The following is a 16,583-nucleotide window of genomic DNA, read 5'->3' as shown; positions in this document are numbered from 1 at the left end:
TAGTGTACTAATCTATTGATGACAATTTGTTGGAGGGATGGCTGAGTGGTCGAAAGCACCGGTCTTGAAAACCGGCAACCGTTAATAGCGGTTCTAGGGTTCAAATCCCTATCCCTCCACCACCATTGAAAAGCCCGCTGAGAAATCAGCGGGCTTTTTTCATATTTGTCGTTTAGAAAAACAAAAAAGAGCACTAAGGTGCTCTTTATCTGTGACTCCACACTTGCTTGTTATCACTTATAGATAACTAGTCTTGAAGGTATTTACCTTCAGCTACCTGCCAAAATGCTCTAATTAACGGATTTTCTAACTGCGATCGCTTACAGCACACTCCCAATTCAAACGGCTTGATTGGCTCTATTTTTAAGCGGTCGACTTTATCTCTCACAGGACTGTTGTTGATTACAACGTCTGGCGCAATACCAACCCCACAACCAAGGGCAACCATACTGACGATCGCTTCATGACCAGATACCTGAGCGTAAATATTGGGTTTTATCTTCATCTTTTTGAACCATGCGTTCGCACGTTCTCGTGCAGTACCTGCTTCTGGGATGATAAAAGGTACTTCATTCCAGTTTGGTTTCTCTGATTGCAGCTGCTGGCTAAAACTACTCACACCGGATGGGATGATGACTGACAGTGGTATATCGCTGATGGTTTCGAACTCTAACCTTGAGGGAAGAATGTCTGGCTTCGCTGAGATAGCAATATCTGCTTCATCATTTAAAATCTTGTCGATAGATTGAGCCGGATCGCCTGTAGAGAGCTTAAATTCAATGTACGGATGAATAGCTCTGAATTCAGTTATGAGCTCAGGTAGGTGGCTATAGCTAGCCGTTACCGAGCAAAATATGCGAATCTCACCTTTAAGTTCTTGCTCACCACCTTTCAGGTGAAGATTGTATTGCTGCCACTCTCCAACGATGCTTAATGCTACTGGCAATAGGTGCTTTCCTGCTGGAGTGAGATCAACACTGCGGTTATCTCTGATAAGCAATTCTTGCCCCGTTTCTTCTTCAAGCTTTTGTACTTGACGACTAAGTGCTGAAGGACTGACGTGCATAGCAGCAGCGGTTTTGCTGAAACTCTTGCTATCACATAAATGTATAAATAATTGTAGAGATTTTATGTTCATGTTTTGCGATCGTTTCCATGTTGCATTTATTGCAATAACTAATTGTGAATATATCACTTTCAGCAACGGAGTGTCTGTTTTAGTATGAAGTCATTCGATAGAGAGATATCGACCTTACGGACTTATTTTTAAAGGAGTGCCCTAGAATGGCTAACTATTTCAATACATTAAACCTTCGTGAACAACTAGACCAATTAGGTCGTTGCCGCTTCATGGATCGTGAAGAATTCACGACAGAAGCTGAATATCTTGAAGGTAAGAAAATCGTAATTGTTGGTTGTGGTGCTCAAGGCCTAAACCAAGGTCTGAACATGCGTGATTCTGGCCTAGACGTATCTTACGCTCTACGCCAAGCGGCAATTGATGAAAAGCGTCAATCATTCAAAAACGCTGATGAAAACGGCTTTGTTGTGGGTAGCTACGAAACGCTAATCCCTCAAGCAGATCTAGTTATCAACCTTACTCCAGACAAACAACATACAAACGTTGTTGAAACAGTAATGCCTCTAATGAAGCAAGGCGCTGCTCTTGGTTACTCTCACGGCTTTAACGTTGTTGAAGAAGGCATGCAATTACGTGCTGACCTTACTGTAGTAATGGTTGCACCTAAGTGTCCAGGTTCTGAAGTTCGCGAAGAGTACAAGCGTGGCTTCGGTGTTCCAACGCTGATCGCTGTTCACCCAGAAAATGACCCTAAAGGCGAAGGCTGGGATATCGCTAAAGCTTGGGCTGCAGGTACTGGTGGTCACCGTGCAGGTTGCCTAGAGTCTTCATTCGTAGCTGAAGTTAAATCTGACCTTATGGGTGAGCAAACAATTCTATGTGGCATGCTACAAGCCGGCTCTATCGTATCTTACGAGAAGATGATTGCTGATGGCATCGAACCTGGCTACGCAGGTAAACTTCTACAATACGGTTGGGAAACGATTACTGAAGCACTTAAGTTCGGTGGCGTAACTCACATGATGGACCGTCTATCTAACCCAGCTAAAGTTAAAGCGTTTGAGCTTTCTGAAGAGCTTAAAGACCTAATGCGTCCACTTTACAATAAGCACATGGATGACATCATCTCTGGTCACTTCTCTAGCACTATGATGGCTGACTGGGCGAACGATGACGTGAACCTACTAGGCTGGCGTGAAGAGACAGGTGCAACTGCATTTGAAAACTACCCAACTTCTGACGTAGAAATCTCAGAGCAAGAGTACTTCGATAACGGTATCTTAATGGTTGCTATGGTTCGTGCCGGTGTTGAGCTAGCATTCGAAGCTATGACTGCATCTGGTATCATCGATGAGTCTGCTTACTACGAATCTCTACATGAGCTTCCACTAATCGCAAACACAGTTGCTCGTAAGCGTCTTTACGAAATGAACGTTGTAATCTCAGATACTGCTGAGTACGGTAACTACCTATTCGCTAACGTAGCAACACCGTTACTACGTGAGAAGTTCATGCCTTCAGTAGCAACTGACGTAATCGGCCGCGGTCTAGGTGAAACATCTAACCAAGTTGATAACGCTAAGCTAATTGAAGTAAACGAAGCTATCCGTAACCACCCTGTAGAGTACATTGGTGAAGAGCTACGTAGCTACATGAGCGACATGAAGCGCATCGCTGTAGGCGGTTAATTAGTCGCTTAGATACTGATAAATTTGCAGAAAAAGCGAAGCAGTATCACTAACTCCTTACAGGTTGGAGTTATAAATAAGCAACACAACATCTAATGAAAAGGCTTGGTCGCCGTTGACCAAGCCTTTTTGCTTTTAGTAACAAAGTCTTAAAAATCAATCAAATGAACATTGTTTGATCAGTCTTTGTCGACTTTCAGTTCTTGATTGATCTTCAGAAATACAAAAGGGTTGGTGCTTTCACACCAACCCTTTCAGTTTTCTTGCTTTACGCTTACTTGTCGGCAATCTTTGCTTCTAAGTCCGTTAGCTTTTGTTCCATTTCAGTCAGCTTTTGGCGAGTGCGCAGTAGTACTTGTGTTTGAACATCAAATTCTTCACGGCTTACAACGTCTAGCTTGTTCAGTTGGCCTTGGATAACCTGACGAACTTTTTGATCTACGTCTGAACCAAGCTCTTTTACTGGTTGAGGCATAGAATCGTGGATCTGCTTAGCAATCTGCTCTAGTTTTTTTGGATCAAACATATCAATTAAAACTCCTGAATATTTATCACTATTCTATTTAATCACACTTGATATGTCGCCTATGGCGTACAAAAAAAAGCCACCGAAGTAGCCTTTTTATTGTAATTACGACTTAGTGATTACTTATTATCAGCTAATTCTCTGTGCGCTGCTTTTGCTTCATCGACGCGAGCTAGCTTTTCTAGGTCTTTGTCTTCAACAAATACAGGTAGAGGTTTGTGTTTTTCAGCCAAGTAGCTGTAAATCACTGGCAGTACAAACAGAGTGAAGATAGTACCAATCGCTAGACCTGCAACGATTACGATACCAATACTGAAACGCTGAGCCGCACCCGCACCACTTGCGTACATCAGTGGGATTAGACCCGCGATCATCGCAGCCGTTGTCATCAGGATTGGACGAAGACGAACCTTCGCCGCTTCCATTACCGCTTCAATACGAGTCTTGTGATTGTGTAGCTGTTCTTCTTTCGCTACCTCACAGATCAAGATACCGTGCTTGGTAATCAGGCCGACCAAGGTGATCAAACCAACTTGCGAGTAGATGTTCATCGTCGCCGCACCCCAAGCTAGAGCTATTAGGGCACCACAAATCGCCAGTGGTACAGATACCATGATAACCAGTGGATCTTTTAGAGATTCAAACTGAATCGCCAATACCAAGAAGATGATAGCCAACGCTAAACCAAAGGTCGCGTATAGTGCGCTACCTTCTGTTACGTACTGACGAGCCTCACCCATGTAGTCATGGTTGTAACCGCTTGGTAGCTTAGTTGCTGCAATGTCTTCAAACCAATTGATAGCATCACCCATGGCTGCGCCAGGAGCAGGTACTGCACCAATCGTTGCTGAGTTTAATTGGTTGAAGTGAGGAAGAGAGCGAGGCTCTGCCACAACATCAATCGTAATTAAACTGCCTAGAGGAATTGCTTTACCATCTGCGCCACGAACATAGTAGTTGTTCATCGATTCAGGGTTTAAACGGAATTTACGTTCAACTTGAGGGATAACCTCGTAAGAACGACCATTCAAGTCGATACGGTTTACGTAACCATCAGACATCATAGTACCTAGAGTGATACCAATGTCTTGCATCGTCACGCCGTAAGCACCCGCTTTGTCTTTGTCGATATGGATCTTCATCGTTGCTGAGTCGTAATTCAAATCAAGATCTGAATAAACGAACAGCGGGTTTGTCGATACTTCGGCTAAGATCTCTGTCGTAATTTGGAATAGGCTCTCGAAGCTGTTCGGTGTTGTAATAACAAACTGAACAGGAAGGCCTGAACCTGCACCTGGAAGTTCTGGCATTTGGAAGGCTGTTACGGCCATACCAGGAACATCTTTCACCAAGTTACCAACACGGTTTGCTACTTCAGACTGGCTTGCTTCACGCTCACTCCATGGAACCATTGATGCGATACCAAAAGCTTGGTTTGCATTAGGAACACCTGTAAACACCTGCGCATACGCTACTTCTGGCTGATCAGACAGAAGGCTGTTTACGTCATTCATGGTGTTTTGCATGTAGTCCAAGTTCGCATTCGAAGGTGCTGTACCCATAAGCATGATTACACCTTTATCTTCTGAAGGCGCTAACTCACTAGGGATGAACTTGAATAACAGTGGCAAACTTGCAAATACGATGATAGCGAAGCCAATGAAGACTGGGCGATGCTGCATTACCGCGCCAAGCATACGCTCGTAGCGATTGGTCATGCCGTCTAGTACGCTATGTACTTTCTGCTCAAACTTGCTTGGCTCGGCGTGAGCTTTGAGCATTTTTGAACACATCATTGGCGATAACGTTAACGCCACAATGCCCGATACAAAAACAGCACCAGCAAGGGTTAGTGCAAACTCTTTAAACAACGAGCCTGTGATACCACCCATCATTGCGATAGGAGCATATACTGCACCTAGCGTTAATGTCATTGCGATAACGGGTACTGCAATTTCACGAGTACCGATGATGGCAGCTCGGAAAGGAGACTCCCCTAATTTTATATGCCGGTCGACGTTTTCCAATACAACGATGGCATCATCAACTACTAAGCCGATAGCCAGTACCATTGCCAGTAGCGTCATTAGGTTCCAAGAGAAGCCCATCGCCTGCATTACCATAGCCACACCAATTAGAGACAGTGGGATAGTAACGATCGGGATAAGAACCGCACGGAATGAACCTAAGAACAAAGTAATTACGACGAGTACAATTAATGCCGCTTCAAGAATGGTTTTAATAACCTCTTGAATGGATTCATTAATCGCAATAGTCGAGTCATACATGATATTCATCGAGATGTTACTTGGAAGGTTCTTCTCTAATTGAGGTAGAAGCTCAAGGACATCAGCGGCAATGTTGATAGGGTTCGCACTTGGTGCCGCGTTAATTGCTGCAACAACCGCTTCCTTACCGTTTGCACTCGCTCGGTAAATATCGTGGCTTTTTTCTAAAGAAACCTTAGCGATGTCAGACAGGCGAATAATTTCACCCTCGCCACTTTTAACGACTAAGTTCTCTAGCTCTTCAGTGTTTGATACTTGCGTATCGGCACTGCCGTTATAAAGAACGAATTCGCCAGTAGCTTGACCTGTCGCTGATTGGTAGTTGTTGGCATCCAATACCGACATAACATCAGTAGCGGTGAGGTTAACAGCTGCCATTTTTGACGGATCTAGCCATACGCGCAGTGCGTATTTCATACCACCATATAGGTCGACTTTAGATACACCATTTACCGTAAATAGCTGCGGGTTGATTACACGCTCTAGATAATCGGTAATTTGGCTTGATACGAGTTCATCACTGGTAAAACCAATATAAAGTACCGCGGTCGTTGAACCGGTCGACATAGTTACGGTTGGATCTTCGGCTTCTTTAGGGAGCTGAGACCGTACCGAGTTTGTCTTGGCCAGTATGTCTGACAACGCCGCATTTGGGTCGGTGTTCAACTTCATGTTTACGGTAATCGTAGAACTACCAAGTACAGAAGAAGAAGTCATATAGTCGATATTATCCGCTTGAGCCACAGCTTGTTCGAGGGGCTGGGTGATAAAGCCTTGGATAAGATCGGCACTTGCACCGTAGTAACTCGTGGTTACGGTTACGACGGTATTCGTCATTTCAGGGTATTCACGCACCTGCATTTTGAAGATTGCTTGTAAGCCAAGCAGAGCAATCAAAAAGCTGATGGATACCGCTAGAACTGGACGTTTAATAAAAACATCAGTAAAGCGCATTGTGCCTCCAGTTACAGCTTAGGTGTTTCAGATGGTGGAGTGATTGCATCACTTTCAACAACCTTAACTTTGGCACCGTTACTTAGACGTACTTGGCCAGAAGTTACAATCGTATCACCGGCTTTAACGCCTTCAAGGATGTGTGCAATCTCAGCGGTACGCTCACCTACTTTTACAACATGTTGAGCAACACGTTGAACGCCGTCTTCTTCCGTCAGGATGTAAACATTGTCACCATATAGAGTGAAAGTAATCGCTGTTTGAGGCAACGTTACTTGGTTCTCTAGCTTAGGCAGAATGATGTTAGCACGCGCAAACATGCCGCTACGAAGCTTGCCATCATTGTTTGGAATGTCTGCTTGAACTTGAATAAGACCACTTTGGATACTTACTGCGGGTTCAATGGCACTGATAGAGCCTTCAAACGGTTTCTCTGGGTAAGCATCAACAAAGATGTCGATAGCCTGACCAACATTGATACGAGAGATATCTGTTTGAGATACCGTAAAGCGTAGGCGCATCACACTGGTATCTTCTAAACGAACGATATCTGTACCTGATTGCAGGTATTGACCTAGGTACACGTTACGAATACCCACTTTGCCATCGAAAGGAGCACGAATTTCACGGCGTTCGATAGATGCTTTTAGGCTTTCAATATCAGCAGATAGAGAGTAGTAGTTTGCTTCTGCTTCATCGTATGCTTCTTTTGAAATAGAACCTTTCTTATACAGGCCTTGGTAGCGTTTGTATTTTGCTTTTGCCGCAGGCAGGCGAGCTTCAGAACTCTTTAGATTTGCCTTTTCTACGCCAGAATCAAGACGAACAAGAAGTTGGTCATTTTTAACATCAGTACCAGAACCAAAAGAGATTTGGTCAATAACACCGCTGGTTTCATTCGCTAGCGTGACACCTTGGTTAGGTTCGATGAAGCCGATAGCTTCAATTACTGGAACCCAGTCGATCGGCTGAACTTCAGTAACCGTTACTGGAAACTCTGGTTCAGGGCGGTTGGCCATATACTCAGCAATTTTTTGTTGTTTGAACATGTTGAACCCAATAACGCTGCCGAAAAGAAGTACAGCGATGAGTAACATGAAGAAAGTCCACTTTTTCATTATGGTCAAAACTCCGATCTAGTGTTTAATTATTGCATCCCAACTGGCTTCTATTGCAGATTCTAGTTCTGCCTCGTCGAGTTGGTAAAATCCTAAAGAATGCTTTCGCGCTAGAGATACACTAGCCGCTAAGCTCAAGCCGCTTAATACTTCATTATCAAGTGGTTTAAACAGTCCTTGCTCTTTACCCTCATTAAATAGCAGCTCAACTTGGGCAAACATTTTACGTTCTAGTTCCCTGAAGTTTAGGCTATTTGTGATGGGCAGTGAGTCATATTGAACCCGATTTTTTATCGCGGCTAAGTTCGTTCCCGCTAAGTTCCATATGTTCAACCACATAGTACGGTAGCGTTGCTTAATTGGATCCGAATCATCAACCCCTTCTTGAACAGCATCTGCTACTCGTTGAGTCACGAGCACTCGAACATCATCTATCAAGTGATCTTTATCGTCGAAGTAGCGGTAGATAGTGCCTGCAGCAACTCCCGCCTCTTTGGCTAATTTTTGCATTGAAAGGCCTTGAAAGCCGACCTCCGCAATGAGTTTTTCAGCGGCAGAAAGTATTTGTTGGCGTTTATCCTGAGGTGCATGAGTTGTCATTATTCCATCACCAGTGAATGAACGTTCATTCATTATAGCCCAAGAACCATACACATGTGCAACAAAGTTTTACACAAGTCGCGTAAAAATCTTGTATAAGAGAACGTAGCATTCGTGGTGTTGCAGCATTATTATAGGCGCGCAATTGAATTCGCCCCTCTAGACCAAATTGAGAATCAAATGAGACTGAACCCAAGACAAGATGAAGCCGTGAAGTATGTTTCTGGTCCCTGCTTAGTATTAGCGGGCGCTGGATCGGGTAAAACACGTGTTATCACCAACAAGATTGCTTACTTGGTTCAAGAGTGTGGCTACAAGGCTCGTAATATTGCAGCGGTAACCTTTACCAATAAAGCGGCACGCGAGATGAAAGAGCGTGTGGGTCAAACTCTGGGTAAAGGTGAATCTAAAGGTCTGATCGTTTCAACGTTCCATACCATGGGTTTAACTATCATTCGCCGAGAATACAAAGCGCTGGGTTTGAAAGCGGGCTTCTCGTTATTTGATGACCAAGACCAGTTAGCTCTACTTAAAGAACTAACTGAAACACAGATCGATGGTGATAAGGATCTGCTGCGTTCTTTGATGAGTACCATCTCAAATTGGAAGAATGACATGCTGACGCCAGATCAAGCGAAAGCAAGGGCCCAAGGTGAACAAGAACAGTTGTTTGCATTCTGTTTTGAGATGTATCAGAAACAGATGAAAGCCTATAACGCACTCGATTTTGATGATCTGATTGCGATGCCAGTATTGCTACTGAAAACCAATCAAGAAGTGCGTGAACGCTGGCAGTCTCGTATTCGTTATTTGCTGGTCGATGAATATCAGGATACCAACACTAGCCAATATGAGTTGGTTCGTTTACTGGTGGGGGAACGTGGTCGTTTGACGGTCGTAGGTGATGATGACCAATCTATTTACTCATGGCGTGGCGCAAAACCACAAAACTTGGTTCTGCTAGGTGAGGATTACCCTAACCTACGTTTGATCAAATTAGAGCAAAACTACCGCTCGACCAGTCGAATTTTGCGAGCAGCGAATATCTTGATCGCCAACAATCCGCACGTCTATGAGAAGTCACTGTTCTCTGAGATCCCAGATGGTGAAAAGCTCAAGGTATTAAATGCTAAGAATGAAGAGCATGAAGCAGAGCGTATTACCGGTGAGATCATCGCCCACAAATTTTTGAATCGCACAGAATACAAAGATTACGCAGTGCTTTACCGCGGTAACCACCAATCTCGCTTGATTGAAAAAGCCTTGATGCAGAACCGTGTGCCTTACAAAATCTCAGGCGGTACATCCTTTTTCGCCAGAGCAGAAATTAAAGACATCATGGCTTACCTACGTGTGTTGGTGAACCCTGATGATGACAATGCCTTCTTGCGTATTGTAAACACACCACGTCGTGAGATCGGCCCAGTTACGCTTGAAAAATTAGGCAGCTACGCCAACATGCGCGGTAAAAGCCTGTTTGAAGCCAGCTTCGAAATGGGCTTAGAGCAAACGCTGACGGGCCGTGGTTTGGAAAACCTGCGTCGTTTCAGCGATTGGATTGTTCGTATCTCGGATAATGCAGAGCGTGGTAATACAGTTGAGGCGGTTCGCTCTTTGGTTCGTGACATTAATTACGAAGATTGGCTCTACGAAACCTCTCCAAGCCCGAAAGCCGCTGAAATGCGAATGAAGAACGTGTCTGATCTCTATAGCTGGATTGTGGCCGACCTCGAAGGTGATAATTATGATAAAGAAGAGAAGACGCTACGAGAGGTTGTTCAACGTTTAACTTTGCGCGACATGATGGAGCGTGGGGAAGATAATGACGATGCAGACCAAGTTCAACTAATGACATTGCACGCTTCGAAAGGCCTAGAGTTTCCGTATGTATTCTTGATGGGGGCCGAAGAGGGCATCTTGCCACACCAAACCAGTGTTGATGAAGGTAATGTAGAAGAAGAGCGTCGCCTTATGTATGTAGGGATTACGCGAGCGCAGAAAGAGCTGACTTTTACTAAGTGTCGTGAACGTCGTCAGTACGGTGAATTGATTAAGCCAACACAAAGCCGCTTCCTTGACGAGTTGCCGCATGAGGATGTGGAGTGGGAAAGCGTTAAGAAACCACAATCCGCTGAAGAAAGAATGGAAAAAGGACAGGCACATATTGCTAATATTCGTGCGATGTTCAACAAAAAGTAGCGTTTGGTTCTGAAAGCATTAAATAGAGACAAATAAAAAGGTGACCATAGGGTCACCTTTTTTGAATTGGGTATTTTTAATTACAGATCGGTAAATTACAGACCAGCAATCATGTGCTCGATAGCATCTTTGATTTCGTCGTCTGAACAGTCCATACATGAACCTTTCGCTGGCATTGCATTAAAGCCGTTGATTGCGTGGTTAGCTAGGATATCGCGACCTTGAGCAATACGAGGTCCCCAATCACCAGCATCACCTGTTTTAGGTGCGCCACTTACGCCAGATGCGTGACAAGCGATACAAAAGGTACCATAAACTGTTGCGCCATCACGAGGGCCTGTTGGTTCTGCGACTACTGGTTCGCTGCCGACTAGGTAAACTTGACCAACTGGTTTGATGCGTTCAGCAATTGCATCTTGCTTTGCTTCGCTAAGGCCTGAAGCCATTGCGCCAGTTGAAAAGGTTAAAACTGCGATGACAACGCTTAAAATTCGACGAGACATATCCATTAAACTCACTTTACATTCCCAAGGTAAGTACGTGCTTACCAATTTATAGTGTTGGAGGGTGTTTTGGCTTCACCAGCAAAGAGCAACTGTTAAACCAATGTAAATAATGGGTGATTATATCCCGATAAGTTGTTGCAATAAACAACAACTTATAAGCTGTGGCGGGTTGTAGTACTCAAATAAGGGGTTTATCACATATTAACTGTCGAAAAAGAGACCAAACAGAAAAAAAAGTTAAAAAAGTACTAGACGGCATTAGGTGATATACGTATTATTCCACTCCGCCGACAGGGCATGCGCCTGTAGCTCAGCTGGATAGAGCGTTGGCCTCCGGAGCCAAAGGCCGAAGGTTCGAATCCTTTCAGGCGCGCCATCCGGTCTCTTACTTCGGTAAGTGAGAAATTGGCAAAAAAGAAATAATGGTGGCTATAGCTCAGTTGGTAGAGCCCTGGATTGTGATTCCGGTGGTCGCGAGTTCGAATCTCGTTAGCCACCCCATTCTTTCTTTACAAAATATCGGTAGCTTCGGCTTCCAGTGTTGATTCATTATTCCCAAGAGTCGATACAAAATTAGTCGGTGAATAGCGCAGCTTGGTAGCGCATCTGGTTTGGGACCAGAGGGTCGGGGGTTCGAATCCCTCTTCACCGACCACTATTTCAATAATCGCTTTTAAGCGGTTATATAAAAAATTAGTGGTGGCTATAGCTCAGTTGGTAGAGCCCTGGATTGTGATTCCGGTGGTCGCGAGTTCGAATCTCGTTAGCCACCCCATTAATTTTGGTAGCTTCTTTGAAGTTCCCAGTTTGAGAAATCAAACAAAACGTCTCGGTGAATAGCGCAGCTTGGTAGCGCATCTGGTTTGGGACCAGAGGGTCGGGGGTTCGAATCCCTCTTCACCGACCACCTTAAGAAGCCTCGTCAGAAATGACGGGGCTTTTTTACGTCTAGAATTTAGATAGTTTGGTGCCAAGAGGTCCGTGGGCTGGTGCGCCAGCTCGGTGGATCGCCAGTCCGCAGGGAGCCCTGCCGCGTCAAACCCCTCTTCACCGACCACCTTTAAGAAAGCTCATCAGAAATGATGAGCTTTTTTTCATCTGTAGATCACTAGATTAGAACCCAAGTGGGTTCGCCTGATGTTCTAAGAATGTCTCTTCACCGATCACTTAAGAAGCCTCAACTAGCCGTCCGCGTCAGAAATGACGGGGCTTTTTTACATCTGGAATTTAGATAGTTTGGACCAGAAGGTCGTGGGCTTGTTGCCTGCAAGCTGATGGATCGTCAGGCCACAGGAAGCGCTTCCGTGCCGAACCTCTCTTTATTTACCACAATAGAGGCTTCAGTCGAAAGGTTGAGATTTTTGACATCTGTCGTTGAAGTTATTCTTGATTTTGAATACTGATACCCTAAATATTTCAATGTCTTGCTTGATGTGGCCTTCGTAAAATCCACCCTTTGTATCAGGAGAACTCGTACCTTTTTTTAGACTATCGCGCCTTTCTAGAGGTGTCGGCTTTATTAAATGAGCTGATCGATATCTAATTTTATATAAAATTCACCGCCAATCATTCGACAAATTAATAGGTTTGGTCTAGAGATTTCTATGAAAAGTGAAATTTGACGCTAAATATGTTCTCTAAGGCCTGTATTTGACAGTTTTCTTTACATCAAGTCGCTCAAAATCGTCTCCATTTTAGTCAGTCTTTCGTTTCACTGGTTGGTATTCCTTGAAATGATGTTAGGGGTAATATATATGGTTAATGTGCTTCTATCTGGTTGTTTTGTTTGCTTAAATGACAAAAATTAGCGTTTGTTTCTATAGTGTTAATTGTTTTTTGGAATAATTATTTGTTTTTAGTGACTGGTAGTGAGATCTGCTTTTAACCATAGTTTTAACTCTACAAGTAAGTGGTAGTAAGGGGTTTGTGAGTATTTATTATCGACAATAGAATGTTGATTTTTATTACTATATGCTCTCTGGGTGAATAGTTATGTGGTGCTTTTGCTTGTTAAGCGTTTAATGTCGACTTTTTATCCTATTTTTGTTGCTTTTCTGTGAATTATTTGCCAAATTGTCAACCGTATAAAATATCAGAACAATATTCTGGTAAGAATGGATTCAATTTTGCAGACAGGGCAGAGAGCTGCCAAAGCAGTAGAGGTCTGGTAATGTCACTTTTAGAAGTAAAAAATCTTCGTATCGAATACCCATCTCGTCATGGAGTTCACGCAGCAGTAAAATCGCTTTCGTTCAACATTGAACGTGGTGAGATTGTTGGCGTTGTAGGGGAGTCTGGTGCCGGTAAATCAACAGTAGGCAATGCTGTGATCGATCTACTGAGCCCTCCTGGTCGCATTGCTAGCGGCGAGGTATTTTTGGATGGCGAAAAAGTCTCTGGCCTATCTCCTGAACAGATGCGTTCTGTTCGCGGCTCAAAGATTGGTTTTATCTTCCAAGACCCAATGACTTCTCTTAACCCTCTATTCACAGTAGAGCAGCAGTTAAAAGAAACGATTCATGCCAACATGAAGGTTTCGGATCAAGAAGCTTACCAACGCTCATTAGACTTGATGAACCAAGTTGGTATTCCGCAACCAGAAAACCGTTTAAAGCAGTACCCACACCAATTCTCTGGCGGTATGCGTCAGCGTGTTGTTATCGCGATCGCATTGGCCGGTGAGCCTGACTTAATCATCGCAGATGAACCAACAACCGCACTGGATGTGTCTATCCAAGACCAGATTTTGGGTTTAATTCGCGACCTATGTATTAAGAAGAACGTAGGTTGTATGTTGGTCACGCACGACATGGGTGTCGTATCTAACGTTACCGATCGCGTAGCGGTTATGTATCGTGGTGATTTAGTTGAGTTTGGCCCGACGGCGAAAGTCCTTGGTACTCCTGAACACCCTTACACGCACAGTCTTATCTCAGCGGTTCCGCGTTCAGATCGTAAACTCGATCGTTTCCCTCTTGTGAGCTACATCGAAGAAGCGCACGAGATGGAACCACTTGATGTGAAAAACCACTGGTTAGGTCAAAGCCAAGATCACCGTGATTACACTGGCCCGTTGTTGAATGTTGAAAACGTCAACTTACGCTTTACTACCAAGGATTCTTTCTTTGAGAGTCGTCGTGAGTACGTTCAGGCGTCAAACAATGTGAGCTTTGAAGTACACGAAGGTGAAACTTTTGGTCTTGTGGGTGAATCTGGTTCGGGTAAATCAACGATTGCTCGTGTGATTGCTGGCTTGTACGCACCTAACTCAGGCAAAGTGACCTTTGAAGGTATTGACCTTACTGGGCTTAAGTCTGAGAAAGAGCGTCGCCCAATGCGCCGCCAAATGCAGATGGTGTTCCAAAACCCATACACATCAATGAACCCTCGAATGAAGATCTTCGACATCATTGCTGAACCTATCCGATTCCATAAACTTACGCGCAACGAGAATGAAACTCGTCAGATCGTTCACGACCTGCTAGAGCACGTTGGTTTAGGCAAGATGGCTGGAGTTAAATACCCACACGAATTCTCAGGTGGCCAACGTCAGCGTATTTCTATCGCTCGCGCCTTGGCAACTCGCCCACGTCTTCTGATTTGTGATGAACCTACGTCGGCGTTGGATGTGTCGGTACAGGCTCAGATTCTTAATCTATTAAAAGACTTACAAGACGAGCTCAACCTAACCATGCTGTTCATCAGTCACGATTTACCGGTTATTCGTCAAATGTGTGATCGTGTTGGTGTGATGCAAATGGGAGAACTATTGGAAGTAGCGCCAACAGAGCAGCTGTTCCAATCGCCTCAGCATGAATACAGCAAACACCTAATTTCTTTAATGCCTGAATTCACGGGTTTAAGAGAAGAAAAAGCAGTGGCAAACGCCGCGATATAAAAATCAGTAGGCTGGAGTTTGGCTTGCTAAAAACAATAAACAGACGCAAATACAACAACTAGGGATCTGGATTCCCGCATGAAGGAGTTATGCAATGAAAACCATGAAAAGCAAATTAGCAGTAGCTTTAATGGCAGCTGGCCTAAGCTTTAGTGCAGCAGCAGCAGATATTACCGTTGGCTACGCAGCTGACCCAGTATCACTTGACCCGCACGAGCAGCTGTCTGGTGGCACACTGCAAATGTCTCACATGGTGTTTGACCCTCTAGTACGTTTCACTCAAGAGATGGATTTTGAAGGCCGCCTAGCATCTAGCTGGGAGCGTGTTGATGATACGACTTTCCGTTTTAACCTACGTAAAGGTGTGAAATTCCACTCTGGTAACGAACTGACTGCTGATGATGTTGTGTGGACTTTTGAACGTCTACAAGCTTCTCCAGACTTTAAGTCTATCTTCACGCCATACGAAAAAATGGTAAAAGTGGATGACTACACAGTTGAGCTAATATCAAAAGCGGCTTACCCACTAGTACTACAAACAGCAACTTACATCTTCCCAATGGACAGCAAGTTCTACTCTGGTCAGACAGCGGAAGGTAATGATAAATCTGAGCTAGTTAAGCACGGTAACTCGTTCGCTTCGACTAACGTTTCAGGTACTGGCCCATTCATCGTAACTCAACGTGAGCAAGGCGTTAAAGTAACGTTCGAACGTTTCAACGATTACTGGGACACAGAAACTGAAGGCAACGTAGACAAGCTAACACTTGTGCCAATCAAAGAAGATGCAACGCGTGTAGCAGCACTTCTTTCGGGTGATGTGGATATGATTCACCCTGTAGCACCAAACGATCACAAGCGTGTTAAAAACGCTAAGAACATCGATCTAGTAACGCTACCTGGTACTCGTATCATTACGTTCCAAATGAACCAAAACAGCAACGAAGCACTGAAAGATGTGCGCGTTCGTCAAGCAATCGTTCATGCGATTAACAATGAAGGTATTGTTAAGAAAATCATGAAAGGTTTCGCGACAGCTGCTGGTCAGCAAAGCCCAACAGGCTACGCGGGTCACAACGAAGATCTAGTTCCTCGTTACGATCTGAAAAAAGCGAAAGAGCTGATGAAAGAAGCTGGCTACGAAGATGGCTTTACACTAACTATGGCAGCGCCTAACAACCGTTACGTGAACGATGCGAAAGTAGCGCAAGCGTCTGCGGCAATGCTGTCTAAGATTGGTATCAAAGTTGATCTTAAGACGATGCCTAAAGCACAGTACTGGCCTGAGTTTGACCTATGTTCAGCAGACATGATGATGATCGGCTGGCACTCAGATACAGAAGATTCAGCTAACTTCAACGAGTTCCTAACAATGACTCGTAACGAAGAGACGGGCCGTGGTCAATACAACTGTTCTGGTTACTCAAACCCAGAAATGGATGCGATTGTAGAAGCTTCTAACACTGAAACTGACCCTGTTAAGCGTTCTAAGATGCTGAAAGGCGTTGAAGCAACACTTTACAACGATGCAGTATTCGTACCTCTACACTGGCAAAGTGAAGCGTGGGGCGCGAAATCTAACGTAGGTGCAGCAGACGTAGTAAACCCAATGGTTATGCCTTACTTCGGCGACCTAGTTGTAAAATAATCTAGCTTGCTAGAATCGAGAGCCTGAAGCTTTCAGGCTCTCAATATTATTAAGATATAGATTTAAGTTTCGGTATT

At 44.2% G+C, this 16,583-nt stretch carries 10 protein-coding genes and 6 tRNA genes; 10 read left to right on the top strand and 6 right to left on the bottom strand.

The features are described 5' to 3' along the window. Nucleotides 1-31 precede the first annotated feature (31 nt). Nucleotides 32-122: transfer RNA gene (locus L3V36_RS23245), tRNA-Ser, on the top strand. A 125-nt stretch (nucleotides 123-247) separates the two neighbouring features. Here L3V36_RS23245 and ilvY read toward each other — a convergent pair. Continuing rightward, on the bottom strand, nucleotides 248-1,138 hold the full coding sequence (gene ilvY, locus L3V36_RS23240; protein WP_029225377.1) for an HTH-type transcriptional activator IlvY: 891 nt from the start codon (nucleotides 1,136-1,138) through the stop codon (nucleotides 248-250). Nucleotides 1,139-1,284: 146 nt separating this feature from the next. On the opposite strand from ilvY, the gene ilvC reads away from it, so the two are divergent. Next, nucleotides 1,285-2,769: a ketol-acid reductoisomerase gene (gene ilvC / locus L3V36_RS23235; RefSeq protein WP_004735786.1), complete on the top strand. Its 1,485-nt coding sequence runs from the start codon at nucleotides 1,285-1,287 to the stop codon at nucleotides 2,767-2,769. Nucleotides 2,770-3,043: 274 nt separating this feature from the next. On the opposite strand, the gene L3V36_RS23230 is transcribed toward ilvC, so the two are convergent. From L3V36_RS23230 to L3V36_RS23215, 4 genes are all read right to left on the bottom strand, one after another. Then, the gene (locus L3V36_RS23230) at nucleotides 3,044-3,295 is read right to left on the bottom strand and encodes an accessory factor UbiK family protein (protein ID WP_004735787.1); all 252 of its coding nucleotides are present in this window, start codon (nucleotides 3,293-3,295) and stop codon (nucleotides 3,044-3,046) included. Between the two features lie 119 nt (nucleotides 3,296-3,414). After that, on the bottom strand, nucleotides 3,415-6,537 hold the full coding sequence (locus L3V36_RS23225; protein WP_065682892.1) for a multidrug efflux RND transporter permease subunit: 3,123 nt from the start codon (nucleotides 6,535-6,537) through the stop codon (nucleotides 3,415-3,417). Nucleotides 6,538-6,548: 11 nt separating this feature from the next. Then, complete coding sequence (locus L3V36_RS23220; RefSeq protein ID WP_065682891.1) at nucleotides 6,549-7,655, bottom strand: efflux RND transporter periplasmic adaptor subunit; 1,107 nt, start codon at nucleotides 7,653-7,655, stop codon at nucleotides 6,549-6,551. An 18-nt stretch (nucleotides 7,656-7,673) separates the two neighbouring features. Beyond that, on the bottom strand, nucleotides 7,674-8,255 hold the full coding sequence (locus L3V36_RS23215) for a TetR/AcrR family transcriptional regulator (RefSeq protein WP_198137852.1): 582 nt from the start codon (nucleotides 8,253-8,255) through the stop codon (nucleotides 7,674-7,676). A 180-nt stretch (nucleotides 8,256-8,435) separates the two neighbouring features. Here L3V36_RS23215 and rep point away from each other — a divergent pair, with 180 nt between their 5' ends. Next, the gene (rep, locus tag L3V36_RS23210) at nucleotides 8,436-10,454 is read left to right on the top strand and encodes a DNA helicase Rep (protein ID WP_017077816.1); all 2,019 of its coding nucleotides are present in this window, start codon (nucleotides 8,436-8,438) and stop codon (nucleotides 10,452-10,454) included. A gap of 95 nt (nucleotides 10,455-10,549) precedes the next feature. Here the strand turns inward: rep and L3V36_RS23205 are convergent, their stop codons facing one another. Continuing rightward, nucleotides 10,550-10,963 (bottom strand): cytochrome c5 family protein, encoded by a 414-nt coding sequence (locus tag L3V36_RS23205; RefSeq protein WP_208775718.1) that lies wholly within the window; start codon nucleotides 10,961-10,963, stop codon nucleotides 10,550-10,552. Between the two features lie 296 nt (nucleotides 10,964-11,259). Between L3V36_RS23205 and L3V36_RS23200 the strand changes: the two genes are divergently transcribed. From L3V36_RS23200 to L3V36_RS23170, 7 genes are all read left to right on the top strand, one after another. After that, nucleotides 11,260-11,336 (top strand) — tRNA-Arg (locus L3V36_RS23200). A gap of 49 nt (nucleotides 11,337-11,385) precedes the next feature. Further along, a tRNA-His gene (locus L3V36_RS23195) sits at nucleotides 11,386-11,461 on the top strand. 77 nt (nucleotides 11,462-11,538) lie between these two features. Then, nucleotides 11,539-11,615 (top strand) — tRNA-Pro (locus L3V36_RS23190). A gap of 44 nt (nucleotides 11,616-11,659) precedes the next feature. Then, a tRNA-His gene (locus L3V36_RS23185) sits at nucleotides 11,660-11,735 on the top strand. A 55-nt stretch (nucleotides 11,736-11,790) separates the two neighbouring features. Then, nucleotides 11,791-11,867 (top strand) — tRNA-Pro (locus tag L3V36_RS23180). Between the two features lie 1,263 nt (nucleotides 11,868-13,130). After that, nucleotides 13,131-14,858, top strand: a complete 1,728-nt coding sequence (locus L3V36_RS23175) for an ABC transporter ATP-binding protein (RefSeq protein ID WP_017089050.1) — start codon at nucleotides 13,131-13,133, stop codon at nucleotides 14,856-14,858. A gap of 94 nt (nucleotides 14,859-14,952) precedes the next feature. Next, nucleotides 14,953-16,506: an ABC transporter substrate-binding protein gene (locus tag L3V36_RS23170; protein ID WP_004735538.1), complete on the top strand. Its 1,554-nt coding sequence runs from the start codon at nucleotides 14,953-14,955 to the stop codon at nucleotides 16,504-16,506. Nucleotides 16,507-16,583 lie beyond the last annotated feature (77 nt).

This window comes from Vibrio sp. G-C-1 (assembly GCF_021728015.1).
Taxonomy (GTDB): Bacteria; Pseudomonadota; Gammaproteobacteria; order Enterobacterales; family Vibrionaceae; genus Vibrio; species Vibrio splendidus.
Note: the sequence above shows the minus strand (reverse complement) of the source record. Positions and strands in the feature narration are given on the sequence as shown.